18 protein-coding genes and 1 pseudogene are annotated in these 19,412 nt (G+C 52.8%); 7 read left to right on the top strand and 12 right to left on the bottom strand.

Translation table 11 applies throughout. The features are described from left to right. Positions 1-26 precede the first annotated feature (26 nt). The 3 genes from purC to dapA form a co-directional block, all read right to left on the bottom strand. Positions 27-740, bottom strand: coding sequence for a phosphoribosylaminoimidazolesuccinocarboxamide synthase (gene purC, locus IB214_RS06810; protein WP_096756202.1), 714 nt, complete (start codon positions 738-740; stop codon positions 27-29). Between the two features lie 110 nt (positions 741-850). Continuing rightward, positions 851-1,885 carry an outer membrane protein assembly factor BamC gene (gene bamC, locus IB214_RS06805; RefSeq protein WP_117343534.1) on the bottom strand — a complete coding sequence of 345 codons (1,035 nt, stop codon included), beginning with the start codon at positions 1,883-1,885 and terminating at the stop codon, positions 851-853. Between the two features lie 16 nt (positions 1,886-1,901). Continuing rightward, on the bottom strand, positions 1,902-2,780 hold the full coding sequence (gene dapA, locus IB214_RS06800; protein ID WP_096756200.1) for a 4-hydroxy-tetrahydrodipicolinate synthase: 879 nt from the start codon (positions 2,778-2,780) through the stop codon (positions 1,902-1,904). Positions 2,781-2,925: 145 nt separating this feature from the next. Here dapA and IB214_RS06795 point away from each other — a divergent pair, with 145 nt between their 5' ends. Then, on the top strand, positions 2,926-3,498 hold the full coding sequence (locus IB214_RS06795; protein WP_003037954.1) for a glycine cleavage system transcriptional repressor: 573 nt from the start codon (positions 2,926-2,928) through the stop codon (positions 3,496-3,498). Continuing rightward, the gene (gene bcp, locus IB214_RS06790) at positions 3,498-3,968 is read left to right on the top strand and encodes a thioredoxin-dependent thiol peroxidase (RefSeq protein ID WP_117343533.1); all 471 of its coding nucleotides are present in this window, start codon (positions 3,498-3,500) and stop codon (positions 3,966-3,968) included. The genes IB214_RS06795 and bcp overlap by 1 nt, the downstream gene beginning before the upstream one ends. A 115-nt stretch (positions 3,969-4,083) precedes the next feature. Here bcp and iadA read toward each other — a convergent pair whose 3' ends face one another. The 4 genes from iadA to IB214_RS06770 form a co-directional block, all read right to left on the bottom strand. After that, a complete protein-coding gene (gene iadA, locus IB214_RS06785; protein WP_117343532.1) occupies positions 4,084-5,247 on the bottom strand; it encodes a beta-aspartyl-peptidase in 1,164 nt (387 codons plus the stop codon). 11 nt (positions 5,248-5,258) lie between these two features. Continuing rightward, entirely contained in the window at positions 5,259-5,720 is a 462-nt protein-coding gene (locus tag IB214_RS06780; RefSeq protein ID WP_117343531.1) for a YjiG family protein, read from the bottom strand. A gap of 1 nt (position 5,721) precedes the next feature. Then, complete coding sequence (locus tag IB214_RS06775) at positions 5,722-6,381, bottom strand: nucleoside recognition domain-containing protein (protein WP_117343530.1); 660 nt, start codon at positions 6,379-6,381, stop codon at positions 5,722-5,724. Between the two features lie 166 nt (positions 6,382-6,547). Next, positions 6,548-7,612, bottom strand: a complete 1,065-nt coding sequence (locus IB214_RS06770; protein WP_096756194.1) for an AI-2E family transporter — start codon at positions 7,610-7,612, stop codon at positions 6,548-6,550. Positions 7,613-7,839: 227 nt separating this feature from the next. Here IB214_RS06770 and bepA point away from each other — a divergent pair, with 227 nt between their 5' ends. Together bepA and arsC are read left to right on the top strand one after the other, a co-directional pair. After that, the gene (gene bepA / locus IB214_RS06765) at positions 7,840-9,303 is read left to right on the top strand and encodes a beta-barrel assembly-enhancing protease (protein ID WP_115257799.1); all 1,464 of its coding nucleotides are present in this window, start codon (positions 7,840-7,842) and stop codon (positions 9,301-9,303) included. Positions 9,304-9,380: 77 nt separating this feature from the next. Next, the gene (gene arsC / locus IB214_RS06760; RefSeq protein WP_117343529.1) at positions 9,381-9,740 is read left to right on the top strand and encodes an arsenate reductase (glutaredoxin); all 360 of its coding nucleotides are present in this window, start codon (positions 9,381-9,383) and stop codon (positions 9,738-9,740) included. Between the two features lie 33 nt (positions 9,741-9,773). On the opposite strand, the gene IB214_RS06755 is transcribed toward arsC, so the two are convergent. The 5 genes from IB214_RS06755 to bglK form a co-directional block, all read right to left on the bottom strand. Then, positions 9,774-10,475 carry a DnaA inactivator Hda gene (locus tag IB214_RS06755; protein WP_212726261.1) on the bottom strand — a complete coding sequence of 234 codons (702 nt, stop codon included), beginning with the start codon at positions 10,473-10,475 and terminating at the stop codon, positions 9,774-9,776. A 95-nt stretch (positions 10,476-10,570) separates the two neighbouring features. Further along, positions 10,571-11,860 carry a uracil permease gene (gene uraA / locus IB214_RS06750; RefSeq protein WP_096756190.1) on the bottom strand — a complete coding sequence of 430 codons (1,290 nt, stop codon included), beginning with the start codon at positions 11,858-11,860 and terminating at the stop codon, positions 10,571-10,573. 95 nt (positions 11,861-11,955) lie between these two features. Beyond that, positions 11,956-12,582: a uracil phosphoribosyltransferase gene (upp, locus tag IB214_RS06745; RefSeq protein ID WP_096756189.1), complete on the bottom strand. Its 627-nt coding sequence runs from the start codon at positions 12,580-12,582 to the stop codon at positions 11,956-11,958. A gap of 183 nt (positions 12,583-12,765) precedes the next feature. After that, the gene (locus IB214_RS06740; RefSeq protein ID WP_117343528.1) at positions 12,766-14,196 is read right to left on the bottom strand and encodes a 6-phospho-beta-glucosidase; all 1,431 of its coding nucleotides are present in this window, start codon (positions 14,194-14,196) and stop codon (positions 12,766-12,768) included. 8 nt (positions 14,197-14,204) lie between these two features. Further along, positions 14,205-15,083 carry a beta-glucoside kinase BglK gene (gene bglK, locus IB214_RS06735; RefSeq protein ID WP_117343527.1) on the bottom strand — a complete coding sequence of 293 codons (879 nt, stop codon included), beginning with the start codon at positions 15,081-15,083 and terminating at the stop codon, positions 14,205-14,207. A gap of 291 nt (positions 15,084-15,374) precedes the next feature. Here bglK and purM point away from each other — a divergent pair, with 291 nt between their 5' ends. The 3 genes and pseudogenes from purM to ppk1 form a co-directional block, all read left to right on the top strand. Further along, entirely contained in the window at positions 15,375-16,412 is a 1,038-nt protein-coding gene (gene purM / locus IB214_RS06730) for a phosphoribosylformylglycinamidine cyclo-ligase (RefSeq protein ID WP_096759359.1), read from the top strand. Beyond that, positions 16,409-17,053: a phosphoribosylglycinamide formyltransferase gene (gene purN, locus IB214_RS06725; RefSeq protein ID WP_096756186.1), complete on the top strand. Its 645-nt coding sequence runs from the start codon at positions 16,409-16,411 to the stop codon at positions 17,051-17,053. Before purM ends, purN begins: the two co-directional genes overlap by 4 nt. Before the next feature lie 203 nt (positions 17,054-17,256). Then, positions 17,257-19,320: pseudogene (gene ppk1 / locus IB214_RS06720) on the top strand (polyphosphate kinase 1); the annotation flags it as partial. Between the last annotated feature and the right edge of the window lie 92 nt (positions 19,321-19,412).

The raw sequence follows: 19,412 nt of genomic DNA, 5'->3' as shown, positions 1-19,412 counted from the left end.
AGAGCGATCGCCGGCTCAGGAAGGGATCAGTCTAACTTCACACCCAGGCGATGTGCGACAGCTTCATAGGCTTCGATCAGGCCGCCCAGACTCTGGCGGAAACGGTCTTTGTCCATTTTATCCAGCGTTTCTTTGTCCCACAGACGGCTACCGTCCGGAGAGAATTCGTCGCCCAGAACCACTTCACCTTTATACAAACCAAACTCAAGTTTGAAGTCGACCAGGATCAGACCCGCGTCATCAAACATTTTTTTCAGCACGTCGTTGGCTTTGTAGGTCAGCTCTTTCATTCGTGCCAGATTCTCTTTGCTCACCCAACCAAACGTTTCGCAATAGGACTCGTTAATCATTGGATCGTGCATAGCATCGTTTTTCAGGAACAGATCAAACAGCGGCGGATTCAGTTCAATACCTTCCTCAACGCCTAAACGCTTCACCAGGGAACCTGCCGCGCGGTTACGCACCACGCACTCGACCGGGACCATCTCCAGTTTTTTCACCAGACATTCGGTATCGGATAGCAGTCGCTCCATTTGGGTCGGAATGCCCGCTTCTTGCAGCTTGGTCATAATGAAATGGTTGAACTTATTGTTCACCATGCCTTTACGATCGAACTGTTCGATGCGCGCGCCATCCCCTGCTGACGTATCATTGCGGAATTCGAGCACCAACAGGTCCGGGTTTTCCGTGCTGTATACGGTCTTCGCTTTACCACGATACAGCTCAGCTTGCTTTTGCATCTTTATTACTCCTGGGTGTGAAATAACGATAAATATTGCGTTTTTCTGCTGACGCACACGTTTGCGTATCATACCAGAAAAAAGGGCTGGAGTTATCCAGCCCTTGATTTTTACTTACTGAATGCGGCCTGGAAGACGGCGACCAGCGCGTCGTTCTGGCTTTGCGTCAGGGTATGTCCCTTCGGATCGATAAACTGCAAGCTGCTGCGGTTGTCTAAATCACCGACCTGCAGTTTGTAGTCGCCGGATACGAGACCCGGATCGCTCGCGCCCAGTTCCTGCCAGTTGCTATCGGACAGCGGTTTGTAGGTTACGGCGATGCTGCCCTGAGAACGAGTACTGTCGGTCACTTTCATGCCCACTTTCTCAAGTGCTGCTGGCAGACGCTGCCACACCACGTTGAACGGTCCGCGTACCACCAGCATCGGCAAGCCGGTGTCATCGGCGGCGCTCTGAACATCCATGGTGGCGGCAGAGCGGCTCTGCGCGGCATTCGCGGCGTCGGTGGCGGTCTTATCCAGACCCGCTGAGATAACGTTCATCATCTCAGCGCTGTAGCGCTGCATTGATGCAGCATCTGCCACCGGCTTACCGGCCTGCTCGAGGTTAACCAGTTTCACCGTTACCGCCTGCTGATAGCCCTGCGGTTTAACCGAGATTTGATAACGTCCGCGATACTGCTCGTCTTCATCAAGACGGTTCCAGTCAACCCAATCGGTCGTCAGCGTCTGACTGGCATCATCACGTTTGGTAATGGTGTAGTTTTTCGCCTGAATCACGCTAACGACCTGCGGCCACAGCGTGTTACTACGACCATTCTCTACCAGCAACGTTGCCGTATCACCTGCGATCTGGGTACGTGCACCGCTAACCAATGCCAGCGGTTGAGCCGGTGGGCGAATATCCAGCGCTTTACCAACAGCACCGCTGCCGTTGGTTACCGGGATGGTATAATCACCGGTTGTTACCGGCAGAATCATCCCAGCTGGCGCATGAAGCTCAGCAAGCGGTGCGGCCTCCAGATAGGATTCATCACCGCTCACCTGGCGCTTATAGCGCGAGTCAGAACTACAGGCCGCGAGCAACATAACTAGCGAAACACCCGCAACCTTGGCCAGGCGCGACTTTTGTACTGAGTAAGCCATCAAATCTCCCTAAACTTTACAGCAAACCGGCATGCTTAAGCGCCGCTTTGACGATATCACGAGCATTGTCCGTGATTGGCGTCATCGGCAGACGCAGCGTATCGGTTGCCACAAGACCCAATTCCTTACATGCCCATTTCACCGGGATAGGATTGGGTTCGACAAATAGTTTGTTGTGTAACGGCATCAAACGCTGGTTAATCACCCGCGCCTCGGCAAAACGCCCTTCTGCCGCCAGTTTGCACATTTCAGCCATTTCACGTGCCGCTACGTTAGTGGTAACGGAAATCACGCCATGACCACCGAGCTGCATAAAGTCCAGCCCGGTCGCGTCATCACCGCTGAGCAGAATAAAATCGTCTGAAACCAGCTCTTTGATCTGGTGAACACGACTTAAGTTCCCTGTGGCCTCTTTGATAGCGACAATATTTTTTACTTTCGCCAGACGACCCACGGTCTCCGGCAGCATATCGCAGCCAGTACGGGACGGCACATTATACAGAATTTGTGGCAAGTCAGTATGTTCAGCGATGGCTTTGAAATGCTGGAACAAACCTTCCTGCGTCGGGCGGTTGTAGTAAGGCGTCACCGTCAGGCAGCCGACAATACCGCTGTCGTTGAAACGCTGCGTCAGACTAATGGCTTCTGCGGTCGCATTGGCGCCGGTTCCGGCAATTACCGGAATACGCCCGTCGGCCAGTTCCAGCGTCATCATCACCACATCGCCATGTTCATCATGACTCAGCGTGGCGGACTCACCGGTAGTGCCAACCGAAACGATCGCCGAGGTGCCGCTGGCGACATGATAATCAATCAGTTTTTTCAGGCTCGACCGGCAGACTTTACCTTTCTCATCCATCGGCGTAATAAGCGCGACAATACTTCCCGTGAACATGGGCCATCCTCTGTGCAAACAAGTGTCTCAATGGTACGTTTGGTACGACAATAAAAGCAAGCGACCAGAGCCCTTCTGATTGTTGTATGCATGTTTTTTTTATGCTTTCCTTATAATTACCTCACCGCTCAAAGGAAGAACAGGTTTGACATCGTCATCGCAACACTATCTGGTCATTACTGCGCTGGGTGCCGACCGCCCAGGAATTGTGAACACCATCACTCGTCATGTCAGCAGTTGTGGCTGTAATATTGAAGACAGCCGACTGGCCATGCTGGGTGACGAGTTTACATTTATCATGCTGTTGTCTGGTACCTGGAATGCCATCACCCTGATTGAATCAACCTTGCCGTTGAAAGGCGCAGAGCTAGATTTATTGATTGTGATGAAGCGTACAACCGCACGCCCCCGCCCGGCGATGCCCGCCACGGTATGGGTTCAGGTTGATGTCCCTGACTCTCCCCATTTGATTGAGCGTTTTACCGCCCTTTTCGACAGTCATCAAATGAATATTGCCGAACTGGTTTCTCGCACCCAACCGGCGGAGAACGGAAAGGCTGCCCAGTTGTTTATTCAGATTACCGCACATAGCCCTGCGTCACACGATTCGGCAAATATTGAGGATGCGTTTAAAGCACTCTGTACAGAACTCAATGCGCAAGGCAGTATTAACGTCGTCAATTACTCACAGCATGATGAACAGGATGGAGTTAAGTAATGAACCCACTGAAAGCCGGTGATATCGCACCGAAATTTAGCTTGCCGGATCAAGACGGAGAACAAGTAAATTTAACCGACTTCCAGGGACAGCGTGTTCTGGTTTATTTCTACCCGAAAGCCATGACGCCCGGCTGTACCATACAGGCCTGTGGCTTACGCGATAACATGGATCAGTTAAAAAAAGCCGGCGTGGAAGTGCTGGGTATCAGCACCGATAAACCGGAGAAGCTTTCCCGCTTCGTGGAGAAGGAAGTGCTTAACTTCACGCTCCTGTCCGATGAAGATCACCAGGTTTGCGAGCAGTTTGGCGTCTGGGGAGAGAAGTCATTTATGGGTAAAACCTATGATGGCATTCATCGCATCAGCTTCCTGGTGGATGCTGACGGCAAGATTGAACATGTGTTTGATGATTTCAAAACCAGCAATCACCACGACATCGTGCTGAAATGGGTGCAGGAAAACGCCTGATTTATTTTTGCCGGATTAAGCCTGATGGCGACGCTACGCGTCTTATCAGGCCTACATCCGCGCAAGTCCGTAGGCCGGATAAGGCATTTACGCCGCTATCCGGCATCAACGTCGTTTACTCAAACGTCCCTTTAACACACGCTTTTTTCTCTTTCACCACCGCGTTGCCCTTCGCCCACAGGTGGTAAACCTCCAGCGTGTCGTTGAGCACCAGAATGTCCGCATCGCATCCAACCGCCAGACGTCCTTTATGCCCAAGTCCCAGAAACTCCGCCACCGTGCGCGTGAGTGGACATAATGCCTGCTCCAGAGGAATGGCATGAACCGTCACCAGTTGGCGCAGCGTGTGTGCCAGTGATTCAAATCCGGCCACACCAATCCCCGTCAGATTGCCCTGTTCATCAAACTCCGGCTGGCTGCCGTTACCGTCTGAACTCAAGGTAATCCGCGACAGTGGAACGTCGCTGCGCAGCGCTGTCGCGATGGCCGTTGCCGGATCCACGGGCTCATCAATACTGCTGGTAATGTCGATATACCCCCCTTTGCGGGCATAGGCTAAGGCGGCCTCAAACAACGGTTCCGCGCGGTTAACATGCGTTGGCAGCAGTTTGGTTATCGGCACATCTGAATGCGCGAGGACGTCATACAGCGGCTCCAGCATGCGCGGGCTGTCCCCCATATGGAAGACGCTAATCCCCGGCTTCTGCCCTAATAATCCGCCGACGCGCGACTGCGCCGCCATGTTCGCCAGCACCGCGGTATTCGGGGCTGATGAGCGATGGTCTGAAATCGCACATTTCACCCCTATCACCTTGTCGATCAGCGCTACATCGCGCTCAATACTGCCGGTAATGGTCGGGGAAGGTAACGAATACGCGCCGGTGAGCATCCAGGCACTGATGCCTTCATATTCCAGTGCTCGGGTTTTCGCCAACAGCGACTCCGGATGACGGGTAATTCCGTCGGTACCCAGCAATCCCACCACTGAGGTGATACCCGCTTCAACCAGACGTGACAGACGCACTTCCGGTGTGCGGGTGTGGGGGCCGGCCTCTCCGCCACCGCCAATCAAATGAACGTGCTGATCGATAAACCCCGGACAAACAATGGCACCCTCGAGATTAATACACCGACAGCCGGGAAAATCGTCTGCCAGGATAGACGGCGCGATGGCGACAATTTTTCCGCCCGCGACCAGAATATCTTGTTGCCCCAAATCGTCAGGCGCGTAAACGTGTCCGCGCTGGAACAGCGTCAGACCAAGAATTGAACAGTTCATAACCTTCCTTGTCAGGCAATTACCTGCATAACCCAAATAGAGAGCAGCGCATTCATCACGCATACCGCAATAATAAGCGGATAATAGCGAGGATGAACCCCCGCAGTCCCCAGACAGCGTCCGACATTTTGCACTGGATTCCCCATCAGGTAGATGGCCGGTAGCAATACCGTCGCATCATGTCCCGAAAGGGTTCCGGCGACAACCAGACTGGCGCAAACGCCAACGCCGCCGCCCATACTCATCACCGCCGCCAACAGCACGGTGGCAGATTCCCCCGGCAATCCCCACAGCGCCATAACCGGTTCGCACACCCGGCCGACGACGTCGAGCAACCCCGTTACCTTTAGCGCCTGAATAATCACAAACGCCATCACCACGTTCGGTAACAGGCTGGTGGTGGCAATGGTAAACCCGCGCCTTGCGCCATCGATGAACATATCCATGACATTTTTACGTACGTGTGTTGTCATCTCAGGCCTCCTGCTGCGTACGGCGATTTTCAAGCTGCGCGATCCACAGCCGTAGCAGGTTCGCGCCGACAAATTTGAAGACCAGGATCACCGCCAGTGGCGTTATCACCGGAACGGTAACCATCGTAAACAGCGCCGCGCCTGAGGAAAAATAGTTGGTGATACACGCGCTACCGCTGGTTTGCCAGCAGGCAAAAATAGCGCGTTCCTGCTCGGTGATAATCCCCTCTTCCGCCAGCTCTTTGGTCATTCCGGCTGCGGCATCGGTATTTTGCACATTCGCAATCAGCGCCAACGAGCAAATACCCGGAACGCCGAGTAAGGGGCGCAGGACCGGCGTCATTAGCTGCTGCGCCGCGCGCAACCCTCCCAAGCCTTCGGTAATGGAGATGATGCCAAGTGACAGAATGACGGAGGGCGCCAGTTCCAGCGCAAATAAAAAGCCATCTTTTGCGCCCATCCCGCCGGCACCGCGAAACGAGACCGCCGTCTCGCCTGCCGCGTTTATCTGCCCAAATGCGCCGTTGAGAACGGTGAAATCGAACACCCGCCACCAGTCGGTACTTTTCGAAAACATGCCGGAAAAAAGGATAATAGTGACGAAAAAGGCGAGATAGCCAACCCATCCCGCTTTTTGTTGCGTGTGCGTGTTGTGACCCATTTTTTTCTCCTGTTGGTCTTATTCCTTGTGTGACAAAAAGACATCACATTGGTCAAGTTAAAGGCTAATACGGAGAAAAACGACACCCAGGAAGATTATTCAGAAAGTGTGTATAGAGGTCAGACAAGTTCTGGCCCGGCGGCATTGCACCGCCGGGCGTCAGGGTCTATGACTCGTCAATCGTCTGACCATCCGGCCAGGCATGGACGACTGCTTTGATTAACGTCGCCAGCGGAATAGCAAAGAATACGCCCCAGAATCCCCACAGCCCGCCAAAAATCACCACCGACAGAATAATCACCAGTGGATGCAGGTTTACGGCTTCGGAGAACAGTACTGGGACCAACAGATTGCCATCCAGCGCCTGAATGATCAGGTACACGGCAAAGCAGCTCCAGAACTCGGTCCCGAGACCAAACTGGAACAGCGCCACGCCCACCACCGGGATGGTCACCACGAAGGCACCGATATACGGGATCAGGACTGAAAAACCGACCAGTACAGCCAGCAGCAAGGAGTAGTTGAGGCCAAACAGCAGGAAGCCCAGCCAGGTGGCGACGCCTACCACCACCATTTCCAGCACTTTGCCGCGAATATAGTTGGTGATTTGCTGGTTCATCTCTTTCCAGACCTGCCCGGCCAGTCCACGATTACGCGGAAGTACCCGACGTACGGCATTCAGCATCTGGCTTTTGTCTTTCACCAGGAAGAACACCATTAGCGGAACGAGAACCAGATATACCGCCAGCGTCAGCAATCCGACCAGCGAAGCCAGCGAATATTTCACCACGGAATCGCCCATATTGAGCATTCGCGCGCGCATATTCTCTGCCATCGCATCAATGATGCCGGCATCCATCAGCGCCGGATACCGTCGCGGCAAGGTAGCGGCAAAATCAGACAGCTTGTTAAGCATGCCGGGCATATCACGAATCAGGTAGATCCCCTGCTGCCACGCGACCGGCATTACCACAAACGCCATCAGCAGCAGAATACCGACGAACACCACCAGTACAATGGATGTCGCCCAACGCCTTGAACAGCCGATATTTTCCAGCCGCACGGTGGGCCATTCCAGCAGATAGGCCAGCACAATGGCAACCAGCAGCGGCGCTAACAGCCCACTAAAGAAGAAAAGGATGCCAAAACCGGCAACCAGAATAATCAGCAAGGCAATAGCCTCAGGGTCGCTAAAGCGGCGGCGATACCATTGCATCAACATTTCGAGCATAAAACCCTTCCATGAACCTCAATAGCGGGATTGCGATCCCGAATTGTATCGAAATGTCACAAAAAAGACTTCGCTTTTTATAGCGGTTTACGCAAAGTGAAAAGACATTTTTCCTGGGTATTCATCGTCGAATTTCGCAGTTACACTCCCAAAGCTGTCTGAGGGTGAACGATACTTCACAGCATGGGTCAAATGGCTATCTCAAAAAAGAATACAGGACAGAGGTTATGTTCAGGCAGTTGAAAAAAAACCTGGTTGCTACCCTCATTGCTGCACTGGCCATCGGTCAGGTCGCGCCCGCATTTGCTGACACTGCGGACACCCTACCGGATATGGGAACCTCAGCAGGGAGCACGCTTTCCATCGGGCAGGAAATGCAGATGGGTGACTATTACGTACGCCAGCTGCGCGGCAGTGCGCCGTTAATTAACGACCCTTTGCTGACCCAATACATTAATTCTCTGGGGATGCGTCTGGTCTCACACGCGGACTCCGTCAAAACCCCCTTCCATTTCTTTTTGATTAATAACGATGAAATAAACGCCTTTGCCTTCTTTGGCGGCAACGTTGTGCTGCACTCTGCGCTTTTCCGCTATTCCGATAACGAAAGCCAGCTGGCGTCGGTGATGGCGCACGAAATTTCTCACGTCACGCAGCGCCACCTGGCGCGCGCCATGGAAGACCAAAAGCGCTCTGCCCCGCTGACCTGGGTGGGGGCTCTGGGTTCTATTCTGTTGGCGATGGCCAGTCCGCAGGCGGGGATGGCAGCACTGACCGGTACGCTGGCCGGCACCCGTCAGGGGATGATCAGCTTTACGCAGCAAAATGAACAGGAAGCGGACCGTATCGGTATTCAGGTCCTGCAACGCTCAGGATTTGATCCGCAGGCCATGCCGACGTTTCTGGAAAAACTGCTCGACCAGGCGCGCTATTCCACGCGCCCGCCTGAAATTCTGCTGACGCACCCCCTGCCAGAAAGCCGTCTGGCGGATGCGCGTAACCGTGCTAACCAGATGCGACCGACGGTGGTGCAATCCTCGGAAGATTTTTACCTGGCAAAAGCGCGAACCCTCGGCATGTATAACTCGGGTCGCAACCAGTTGAGCAGCGACCTGCTGGATAACTGGGCAAAAGGCAACGTCCGCGAGCAACGGGCGGCGCAATATGGCCGCGCGTTACAAGCAATGGAAGACAGTAAATACGACGAGGCGCGTAAAGCGCTACAGCCGCTGCTGTCTGCCGATCCGAACAATGCCTGGTATCTCGACCTGGCGACCGATATCGATCTCGGTCAGAAGAAAACCGGCGATGCAATTAATCGCCTGAAAAACGCCCGCGACCTGCGCGTTAATCCGGTATTGCAGCTTAACCTGGCGAATGCCTATTTACAGGCCGGTCAGGCCAAAGAGGCCGCTACCATCCTGAATCGTTATACGTTTAATCATAAGGATGACGGCAATGGCTGGGATCTGTTAGCACAAACGGAAGCAACGCTGAATAACCGCGATCAGGAACTGGCGGCACGCGCAGAAGGCTATGCGCTGGCGGGACGTCTTGACCAGGCCATTTCTATGCTCAGCAGCGCAAGTTCACAGGTGAAGCTGGGAAGCCAGCAGCAGGCAAGATACGATGCCCGTATTGACCAGCTACGCCAGCTGCAAGAGCGCTTTAAACCGTACACGAAGATGTAACTATTGAATACTTACCGGATGGTGACGCTGTTGCGTCTTATCCGCCATCCGGCAGTTTTGCTATGCAAGGAGAAGTCATGTCAGACGCGATTAAAATCTACCATAACCCACGTTGCTCAAAGAGCCGTGAGACACTGGAATTACTGAAGTCCAACGGCGTGGAGCCGGAAGTAGTACTGTATCTCGACACTCCCGCAGACGAAGCAACTTTGCGTAATCTGCTGCAGATGCTGGGCATGTCCAGCGCGCGTGAGCTGATGCGCCAGAAAGAAGATCTCTATAAATCGCTCAACCTGGCGGACGAGACTCTGAGTGAAGAGGCGCTGATTCAGGCGATGGTGGAAAACCCGAAACTGATGGAACGTCCGATTGTGGTGGCCAACGGTCAAGCGCGAATTGGGCGTCCGCCGGAGCAGGTGCTGGATATCGTCGGCTAATGTGATGCACCGCAGTCTTTTCGGCTGCGGTGCTTACAGCTTCAGAATCTCTTTGACGAACGGAATGGTCAGCTTGCGCTGAGCGGTGATCGACGCATGATCCAGCTCATCCAGGGTCATAAACAACGTGCGCATTTCGCGATCCAGACGCTTTAGCAGGAAGCGGCCCACGTCCTCCGGCAGTTCGAATCCGCGCAATCTGGCGCGTAATTGCAATGCCTGAAGCTTATCTTCATCCGAGAGCGGCTGAAGTTTGTAGATTTGCCCCCAGTCCAGACGAGAAGCCAGATCCGGCAGTCCGAGATTAAGCTGTCTTGGTGGACGATCGCCAGTGATCAGCAGGCGCGTTTTCCCTGATTCCAGAATGCGGTTGTAGAGATCGAAGATCGCCATTTCCCACAGGGAATCCCCGGCCACGCATTCGATGTTATCAATGCACACCAGCGAGAGATGTTCCATGCCATCAAGCACTTCCGGTACGAACCACGTACGCTTATCCAGCGGGACATAGCCGACGGCATCCCCGCGTTGAGAAAGCTCGGCACAGGCTGCGTGCAGCAAATGACTACGGCCCGCGCCTTCACGCGACCAGAGATAGATATACCCGCTATGTTCCTGACGCAGCACGTTTTGCAGCGCGGCCAGTAAAGAGGAGTTATCCCCCGGCCAGAAACTTGCGAAGGTTTCATCGTCAGGAAGATAAAGTGGCAAAGAGAGCTGTGCCGGTGTGTTCAGAGATACCTCAACCCAGGATTTCATAAAATCGCGTTGAGTTTACCACAGAAATACGTCGCGATAGAACCGGGCAGCGATGCCGCCCGGTCAGAGACTTAGTGTTGCGGTCTGTCAGCATCTTCAGCGTCAAGGACAACTTCTTCCGGACGCAGCAAGCTAATCACTTTGAAGATCAGGCTCAGGGCAACGCCGACAATGGTCGCCAGCGCCATGCCTTTCAGCTCAGCCGCACCAATGTGAACCTTCGCACCGCTCACGCCGATAATCAGAATCACCGAGGTCAGGATCAGGTTTTGTGCTTTGTTGTAATCAACTTTTGATTCGATCAACACGCGGATACCGGACGCACCAATCACCCCGTACAACAGCAGTGAGACACCGCCCATAACCGGCAGCGGGATTATCTGAATCGCGGCGGCCAGTTTGCCCACACATGAAAGCAGAATAGCAAAAATTGCCGCCCCGCCAATGACCCAGGTACTGTACACGCGGGTAATGGCCATGACGCCGATGTTCTCACCATAAGTGGTGTTAGGCGTGGAACCAAAGAAGCCGGAGATCACCGTCGACAGGCCATTGGCGAACATCGAACGGTGCAAGCCGGGATCGCGAATTAAATCTTTCTTCACGATATTGGCGGTCACCACCAGGTGTCCTACGTGTTCGGCAATCACCACCAGCGCCGCAGGCAGGATGGTCAGAATAGCCACCCATTCAAAACGCGGCGTGTAGAAGGTCGGCAGAGCAAACCAGTGGGCTTCGGCAATGGGTGTGGTATCCACAACGCCCATCACGAACGAGAGCGCATAACCCGCCAGCACACCAATCAGAATCGGGATAATCGCCATAAAGCCGCGGAACAGTACCGAACCAAATACCGTTACGCCCAGCGTCACCATCGAAATGATAATGGTTTTAGAATCCGGCATTTGTCCTTCAGCTGGCAGCAAGCCTGCCATCCCCGCAGCAACACCAGCCAGCTCAAGGCCGATGACGGCAACGATTGCGCCCATAGCCGCAGGCGGGAACATCACATCCAGCCAACCGGTACCTGCTTTCTTCACGATGAAAGAAACCAGACAGAACAGCACGCCACACATGATAAAACCGCCGAGCGCCACTTCATACCCTAACGGCAGTAGCAGCAGTACCGGAGAGATAAAGGCAAAGCTGGACCCCAGATAAGCTGGGATTTTCCCCTTACAGATAAAGAGATACAGCAGCGTACCAATGCCGTTAAACAGCAGGACGGTGGCCGGGTTGATATGAAACAGGACTGGCACCAGTACCGTGGCGCCAAACATGGCGAACAGGTGCTGCAAACTAAGCGGGATTGTCTGTAAAAGCGGCGGTCTTTCACTCACCCCGATAGCACGGCGCGTCATAGTGTTTTCCTCTGAGTATTGTGTTTGAGTAGCGATGGGTTGTTTTATTCAAAAAAAAGCCGACTCTTAAAGTCGGCTTCTTTTTATTTATTCATTTACTTGGTACCAAAAATCTTATCGCCGGCATCGCCGAGTCCCGGAATAATGTATCCGTGCTCGTTCAGCCCCTGGTCGATAGATGCGGTATACAGCTCAACATCCGGGTGCGCTTTTTCCAGCGCAGCGATACCTTCTGGCGCAGCAACCAGCACCAGCACTTTAATGCTGCTGCAGCCCGCGTTTTTCAGCAGGTCGATGGTAGCAATAACGGAACCACCGGTGGCCAGCATCGGGTCAACGATCAGCGCCATGCGCTCGTCAATGTTAGACACCAGTTTCTGGAAGTACGGTACCGGCTCCAGCGTCTCTTCGTTACGGTACATGCCCACCACGCTGATACGCGCGCTCGGGACGTTTTCCAGTACGCCTTCCATCATACCCAGGCCCGCACGCAGGATTGGCACAACGGTGATTTTTTTACCTTTGATTTGGTCGACTTCAACCGGGCCGTTCCAGCCTTCAATGGTCACCTTTTCGGTTTCCAGACCAGCGGTTGCTTCATAAGTCAGCAGGCTGCCAACTTCCGAGGCGAGTTCACGAAAGCGTTTAGTGCTGATGTCGTTTTCACGCATCAATCCCAGCTTGTGTTTGACGAGTGGGTGTTTGACTTCCACGATCTTCATACTCTTCTCCTTTCCTCAGACGAGTGGCAACCACAAAAAAAATCGCCGGATTATACCGCTTTTCCTCTCTGGCGCAACACTGCATACGCTTGATATGGATCAACCAAAGTCATTTACGTCTGAAAAATGAGTATAAGACACGCCCCGCACGCTGGGCGGGGCCGAGCATCAATCCATTGAATTCTATAAAAATTCAGCATTGGTCTGAATGACGTGCTGATACCATGAAAAAGATTTCTTAGGCGAGCGTGCTAATGTCCCACTACCGTCATTATTTTTATCGACGTAGATAAAACCATAGCGTTTTTTCATTTCACCTGTCCCGGCGGACACTAAATCAATACACCCCCACGGCGTATAGCCCATTAAATCGACGCCATCTTCCACCACGGTTTTTTTCATCTCACTGATGTGGGCCGCCAGGTAGTCAATGCGGTACTGATCGTTCACCGTCCCATCGCTTTCCAGCATATCGATGGCACCAAACCCGTTTTCTACGATAAACAGCGGGAGTTGATAATGATCCCAGAACCAGTTTAGCGAGTAGCGCAGGCCGACCGGATCAATCTGCCAGCCCCAGTCCGATTTTTGCACATAGGGGTTGGAGACCAGGCTTTTCGTTTCGTCATAATCCAGTTGCGGATTCTCCGCTGAAGCCTGCGTAGCAAAGGACATGTAGTAACTGAAACCAATATAGTCAACACAGCCCTGAGTCAGCGCCTGACGGTCCTCCTCGGTAATATCCAGCTCAAATCCCCGACGTTCAAAGTAGTTGAGAATATGCTGCGGATATTTGCCGCGCACATGGACATCGGTAAACCAGTAACGGCGATGCATGGCGTTCATCGCCATCATTATATCGTCAGGCGCACAGGTCAGCGGGTAAATCGGGCACATGGCAATCATGCAGCCAATTTGCAGCGTGGGATTAATCTCACGCGCCGCTTTTACCGCCAGTGCACTCGCCACCAGTTCGTAGTGTGCAGCCTGATACATTACCGGCTCACGGTCTTCGCCTGGCTGGTACTTCAAGCCGGAGTTGGTAAACGGTGCAAAATCTTCGTGGAAATTAGCCTGGTTATTGATCTCATTGAACGTCATCCAGTACTTCACTTTATGCTGGAAGCGGGTGAAGACCACCTCGGCAAAACGGACAAAGAAATCAATCAACTTACGATTACGCCAGCCGCCATATTCCTTCACCAGATGGTACGGCATCTCAAAATGCGACAGCGTAACCACCGGTTCAATACCGTATTTCAGGCATTCATCGAACAGATCGTCATAGAATTGCAGGCCAGCTTCATTTGGCTGCGTTTCATCACCCTGTGGGAAAATACGGGTCCAGGCAATTGACGTGCGAAAGCAGGTAAACCCCATTTCGGCAAACAGCTTAATGTCGTCCTGGTAGCGATGGTAAAAATCAATAGCCTCATGGTTGGGGTAATTTTTCTCTGGTAGCACGCCATCGGTAATTTCGCGAGCGACACCATTTGCCCCCGCCGTCATCACATCAGCAACGCTAATCCCCTTTCCCCCTTCCTGCCAGCCACCTTCCAGTTGGTGAGCAGCAACCGCGCCACCCCACATGAAATTTGCTTTAAATCCAGACATGTTAGCTCCTATACCGTTCTGTTTTGCTGATTGAAATGGTAAACGGCACCGTACAACCCGGCGTCGTTGCCGTGGCTGACGATATCGATATATTCCGCAATACCGAACCAGGCCAAATGATGACGCAACAGCGACAGGAATCCGGGGCGTTCAACAATGCCGCCACCGATTAATATCACCTGCGGATCGAACACATTAACGAGGTTATAAAGACCCGTGCCGAGGTCGTTAAAAAACTCAGTGACTAAACGCTGGCAGACAGGGTCACCGTCGTCGTAGCGATCAAAAACATCTTCGCCCGAGACGTCTTCCAGTGCGCTCCCGATATGTTCCGCATAGCGATGACGTAAAACGCGCAGGGTGCAATTTTCATTCATCGAATAGCGTCTGACATCACGTGTTCCGGGTCGGGCGGTTTGCATATAACCAAATTCACCAGCACGAAAACGCGCGCCATGCACCAGTTGGTTGTTGCAGAAAATCGCCCCGCCGATCCCGGTCCCGATGGTCAGAACAAGGAAATTTTCGATACCGGCTACTTTCCCCTGCCAACGCTCAGCAAGCGCGACACAGTTCGCATCATTTTCAACCGTCACCGGCAACCCGGTACGCTCTTCCAGCCATGCTTTGAGTGCAAAATGGTCAAACTGGCGAATCGCTCCGCCCATTTCGATATAGCCGGTAGTCGGATTGACATAACCCGGTGCGCTAATGGCGATGCCCTCGCAGTCAGGATGGGCTGAAACCCAGTCCAGCATGCCCTGCAAAATTTTGTCTCCATCGCAGTCAGGCACTAACAGCTTGCCCTTTTCCCGCAATTCGCCCTGTTCGCTAATCACGCCCATTTTTAATGCCGTACCACCAATATCGAATGCTGCGATATTCATTAATGACCCTTCCTTTTGACGTGTGGTCACCATTAATTTCATCACTGCTGATAAAAACAGAAACCGGTTTCAGTAAGATACTGTGCATTACGTCATCCGGTTTCAAGCACCATGCTGAACCCGGTTTCATTTTCGTGGCTCAGGTCAAATAAAGACGTATGTGAATGTAAATCGCTGAAAAAAACGGCAGAAAAAAGCCGATGCAGAGCAGACTCGCAAACGTTTGCTTTCCCTGTTAGAATTGCGCCGAATTTAACTTTTACTGCAAGTAAACACGTGGGGAACCAGGCAGTGACCGATAAAACCTCTCTTAGCTACAAAGATGCCGGTGTTGATATTGACGCAGGGAATGCTCTGGTCGATCGAATCAAAGGCGTAGTAAAGAAAACCCGTCGCCCGGAAGTAATGGGTGGTTTGGGTGGCTTCGGTGCGCTGTGCGCATTGCCGCAAAAATATCGTGAACCGGTACTGGTTTCCGGCACTGACGGCGTAGGTACAAAACTGCGTCTGGCGATGGATCTGAAGCGCCACGACACCATCGGTATTGACCTGGTGGCGATGTGCGTCAACGACCTCGTGGTACAGGGCGCTGAACCGCTGTTTTTCCTCGACTACTATGCCACGGGTAAGCTGGACGTCGATACCGCTGCCAGCGTGATCGCCGGTATTGCCGAAGGTTGCCTGCAGTCCGGCTGTGCGCTGGTCGGGGGTGAAACCGCTGAAATGCCGGGGATGTATCACGGTGAAGATTACGATGTGGCCGGTTTCTGCGTAGGCGTGGTTGAGAAATCAGAAATCATCGACGGCTCAAAAGTGGCTGATGGCGATGTGCTGATTGCGCTTGGCTCCAGCGGCCCGCATTCCAATGGTTATTCCCTGGTGCGTAAAATTGTCGAAGTCAGCGGCTGTGACCCGGAAACAACCGAACTGGAAGGCAAATCACTGGCCGATCATCTGCTGGCGCCTACCCGCATTTATGTGAAATCCATTCTGGAGCTGATTGAGAAGGTTGACGTGCACGCAATTGCCCACCTGACCGGCGGCGGTTTCTGGGAAAATATCCCACGCGTCTTGCCTGACAACACCCAGGCCGTAATCGATGAATCCTCCTGGCAATGGCCAGCCGTCTTTAACTGGCTGCAAACAGCGGGTAACGTCAGTCAGCACGAGATGTATCGCACCTTCAACTGCGGCGTAGGCATGGTTATCGCTCTGCCAGAAGCTGAAGTGGACAATGCTCTTGCGCTGCTGAACGAAAAAGGTGAAAACGCGTGGAGAATCGGTATCATCAAAGCGTCCGATTCCGAACAGCGTGTGGTCATTGAATGAAAAACATAGTGGTGCTCATTTCCGGTAACGGAAGCAATTTGCAGGCGATCATTGACGCCTGCAAACAGAAAAAAATCAAGGGCACCCTACGTGCAGTATTCAGTAATAAGGCCGACGCGTTCGGCCTTGAACGTGCACGCGAAGCAGGCATTCCGGCTCATTCGCTGGAGGCAAGCCAGTTTGCCAGCCGTGAAGCCTTTGATCGCCAGCTAATACAAGAGATCGATGCCTATGCGCCGGACGTCGTGGTACTGGCCGGGTATATGCGTATCCTCAGCCCGGCGTTTGTCGCCCACTATGCCGAACGCTTGCTGAATATCCACCCTTCTCTGTTGCCCAAATATCCCGGCCTGCATACACATCGTCAGGTGCTGGAAAACGGTGATGAAGAACACGGAACCTCCGTTCATTTTGTCACTGACGAACTGGACGGTGGGCCGGTTATTCTGCAGGCGAAAGTTCCGGTGTTTGACGGCGACAGCGAAGATGACGTGACGGCGCGCGTTCAGGCCCAGGAACATGCCATCTATCCGCTGGTGGTCGGTTGGTTTGTCGATGGTCGTCTGCAAATGCGCGATAACGCAGCCTGGCTGGACGGCATTCGCCTTCCACCACAAGGCTACGCAGCCGACGAAGCATAAAATAACCTCCCAGCCTCGTAGGTCGGATAAGGCATTCACACCACCATCCGGCACTCATGTGGGCTTTTATGCCGGATGGTGACGCTAAAGCGTCTTATCCGGCCTACATCCTGCAATTCCCCTCATTTTTTCTGGCACATGCCAGTCGTGCTCGCCATAATGATCACGTAGTGTCCCGTGAATGAAACGGAGTAAAAGTATTAATGGGTCAGGAAAAGCTATACATCGAGAAAGAGCTTAGTTGGTTAGCGTTCAACGAACGCGTCCTGCAGGAAGCTGCTGATAAGTCAAACCCGTTGATTGAACGGATGCGTTTTCTGGGCATCTATTCCAATAACCTCGACGAGTTTTATAAAGTTCGTTTTGCCGAACTAAAACGCCGCATCATTATTAGCGAAGAGCAGGGTTCTAACTCTCACTCCCGCCATCTGTTAGGCAAAATCCAGGCCCGCGTACTGAAAGCCGATCAGGAGTTCGATGGCCTGTACAATGAATTACTGCTGGAGATGGCGCGCAATCAGATATTCTTAATCAATGAGCGCCAACTGTCAGCCAATCAGCAGAGCTGGTTGCGTCATTACTTCAAGCAATATCTTCGCCAGCACATTACACCGATCCTGATTAACCGCGAGACAGATTTAGTCCAGTTTCTGAAGGACGACTATACCTATCTGGCCGTAGAGATCATCCGTGGTGATACCATTCGCTATGCGCTACTGGAAATTCCGTCTGACAAGGTTCCCCGCTTTGTAAATCTGCCGCCGGAAACGCCCCGTCGTCGTAAGCCCATGATCCTGCTAGACAACATCCTGCGTTATTGCCTTGATGACATTTTCAAAGGGTTCTTTGATTACGATACGCTGAATGCCTATTCGATGAAAATGACCCGCGACGCTGAATACGATTTGGTTCACGAGATGGAATCCAGCCTGATGGAGCTGATGTCGTCCAGCCTGAAGCAACGTCTGACCGCAGAGCCTGTGCGCTTTGTCTATCAGCGCGATATGCCCAATGCACTGGTCGAAATCCTGCGTGAAAAACTGACGATCTCTCGCTACGATTCGATCGTCCCCGGCGGGCGTTACCATAACTTTAAAGACTTTATTAATTTCCCCAACGTTGGCAAAGCCAATCTGGTGAACAAGCCGCTGCCTCGCCTGCGCCATATCTGGTTTGATAACGAAAAGTTCCGCAACGGATTTGATGCCATCCGCGAACGCGATGTGCTGCTCTATTATCCGTATCATACTTTTGAGCACGTCCTTGAACTGCTGCGCCAGGCCTCGTTTGACCCGAGCGTGCTGGCTATAAAGATCAATATCTACCGCGTGGCAAAAGACTCCCGCATCATCGACGCAATGATCCATGCGGCCCACAACAGTAAAAAAGTGACCGTGGTCGTCGAGTTACAGGCACGCTTTGATGAAGAAGCCAACATTCATTGGGCCAAGCGTCTGACCGAAGCCGGCGTGCACGTCATCTTCTCCGCACCGGGACTGAAAATTCACGCCAAGCTGTTCCTTATCTCACGTAAAGAAGGCGACGAGGTGGTGCGCTACGCCCATATCGGGACCGGGAACTTCAACGAAAAAACGGCACGACTGTATACTGACTACTCTTTGCTGACCGCCGATTCGCGCATTACCAACGAAGTGCGTCGGGTGTTCAACTTTATCGAAAACCCGTATCGTCCGGTGACCTTTGATTATCTGTTGGTTTCCCCGCAGAACTCGCGACGTCTGCTGTACGCGATGATCGACAAAGAGATTGCCAATGCACAGCAGGGGCGCTCTTCCGGCATTACGCTAAAACTGAACAACCTGGTCGATAAGGGCCTCGTTGATCGACTCTATGCGGCGTCCAGTTCGGGCGTACCGGTTAATTTGCTGATCCGCGGAATGTGCTCCCTGATCCCGAATCTGGAAGGCATCAGTGATAATATTCGCGTGATTAGCATCGTTGACCGCTATCTTGAACATGACCGGGTCTATATCTTCGAGAATGGCGGCGATAAACAGGTATACCTGTCCTCGGCGGACTGGATGACAAGAAACATCGATTATCGTATCGAAGTCGCCACGCCGCTGCTGGATCCACACCTCAAGCAGCGCGTGCTGGATATTATCGAGATCCTGTTCAGCGATACGGTAAAAGCCCGTTACATTGATAAAGAACTGAGTAATCGCTACGTGCCACGTGGAAATCGCCGTAAGGTTCAGTCGCAGTTGGCGATTTATGACTACATCAAATCACTTGAGCAACCTGACACCAGCCTAAATAATTCAAGTTGTGGGAAGGCGGAAAATGAGAGAATCCCCGGGAACTTACGCCAGTAAGTGACTGGGGTGAACGAATGCAG

The sequence above is a fragment of the Citrobacter sp. C1 genome, assembly GCF_014596895.2.
In the GTDB taxonomy this organism is placed as follows: Bacteria; Pseudomonadota; Gammaproteobacteria; order Enterobacterales; family Enterobacteriaceae; genus Citrobacter; species Citrobacter gillenii.
This window is presented reverse-complemented; position numbering and strand designations above follow the sequence as displayed.

Bases quoted from the DNA above. Each gene is read 5' to 3' on its own strand.
- purC (WP_096756202.1), bottom strand. From the start codon at position 740: ATGCAAAAGCAAGCTGAGCTGTATCGTGGTAAAGCGAAGACCGTATAC.
- bamC (WP_117343534.1), bottom strand. From the start codon at position 1,885: ATGGCTTACTCAGTACAAAAGTCGCGCCTGGCCAAGGTTGCGGGTGTT.
- dapA (WP_096756200.1), bottom strand. From the start codon at position 2,780: ATGTTCACGGGAAGTATTGTCGCGCTTATTACGCCGATGGATGAGAAA.
- bcp (WP_117343533.1), top strand. From the start codon at position 3,498: ATGAACCCACTGAAAGCCGGTGATATCGCACCGAAATTTAGCTTGCCG.
- iadA (WP_117343532.1), bottom strand. From the start codon at position 5,247: ATGAACTGTTCAATTCTTGGTCTGACGCTGTTCCAGCGCGGACACGTT.
- IB214_RS06780 (WP_117343531.1), bottom strand. From the start codon at position 5,720: ATGACAACACACGTACGTAAAAATGTCATGGATATGTTCATCGATGGC.
- IB214_RS06775 (WP_117343530.1), bottom strand. From the start codon at position 6,381: ATGGGTCACAACACGCACACGCAACAAAAAGCGGGATGGGTTGGCTAT.
- IB214_RS06770 (WP_096756194.1), bottom strand. From the start codon at position 7,612: ATGCTCGAAATGTTGATGCAATGGTATCGCCGCCGCTTTAGCGACCCT.
- bepA (WP_115257799.1), top strand. From the start codon at position 7,840: ATGTTCAGGCAGTTGAAAAAAAACCTGGTTGCTACCCTCATTGCTGCA.
- arsC (WP_117343529.1), top strand. From the start codon at position 9,381: ATGTCAGACGCGATTAAAATCTACCATAACCCACGTTGCTCAAAGAGC.
- uraA (WP_096756190.1), bottom strand. From the start codon at position 11,860: ATGACGCGCCGTGCTATCGGGGTGAGTGAAAGACCGCCGCTTTTACAG.
- upp (WP_096756189.1), bottom strand. From the start codon at position 12,582: ATGAAGATCGTGGAAGTCAAACACCCACTCGTCAAACACAAGCTGGGA.
- IB214_RS06740 (WP_117343528.1), bottom strand. From the start codon at position 14,196: ATGTCTGGATTTAAAGCAAATTTCATGTGGGGTGGCGCGGTTGCTGCT.
- bglK (WP_117343527.1), bottom strand. From the start codon at position 15,083: ATGAATATCGCAGCATTCGATATTGGTGGTACGGCATTAAAAATGGGC.
- purN (WP_096756186.1), top strand. From the start codon at position 16,409: ATGAAAAACATAGTGGTGCTCATTTCCGGTAACGGAAGCAATTTGCAG.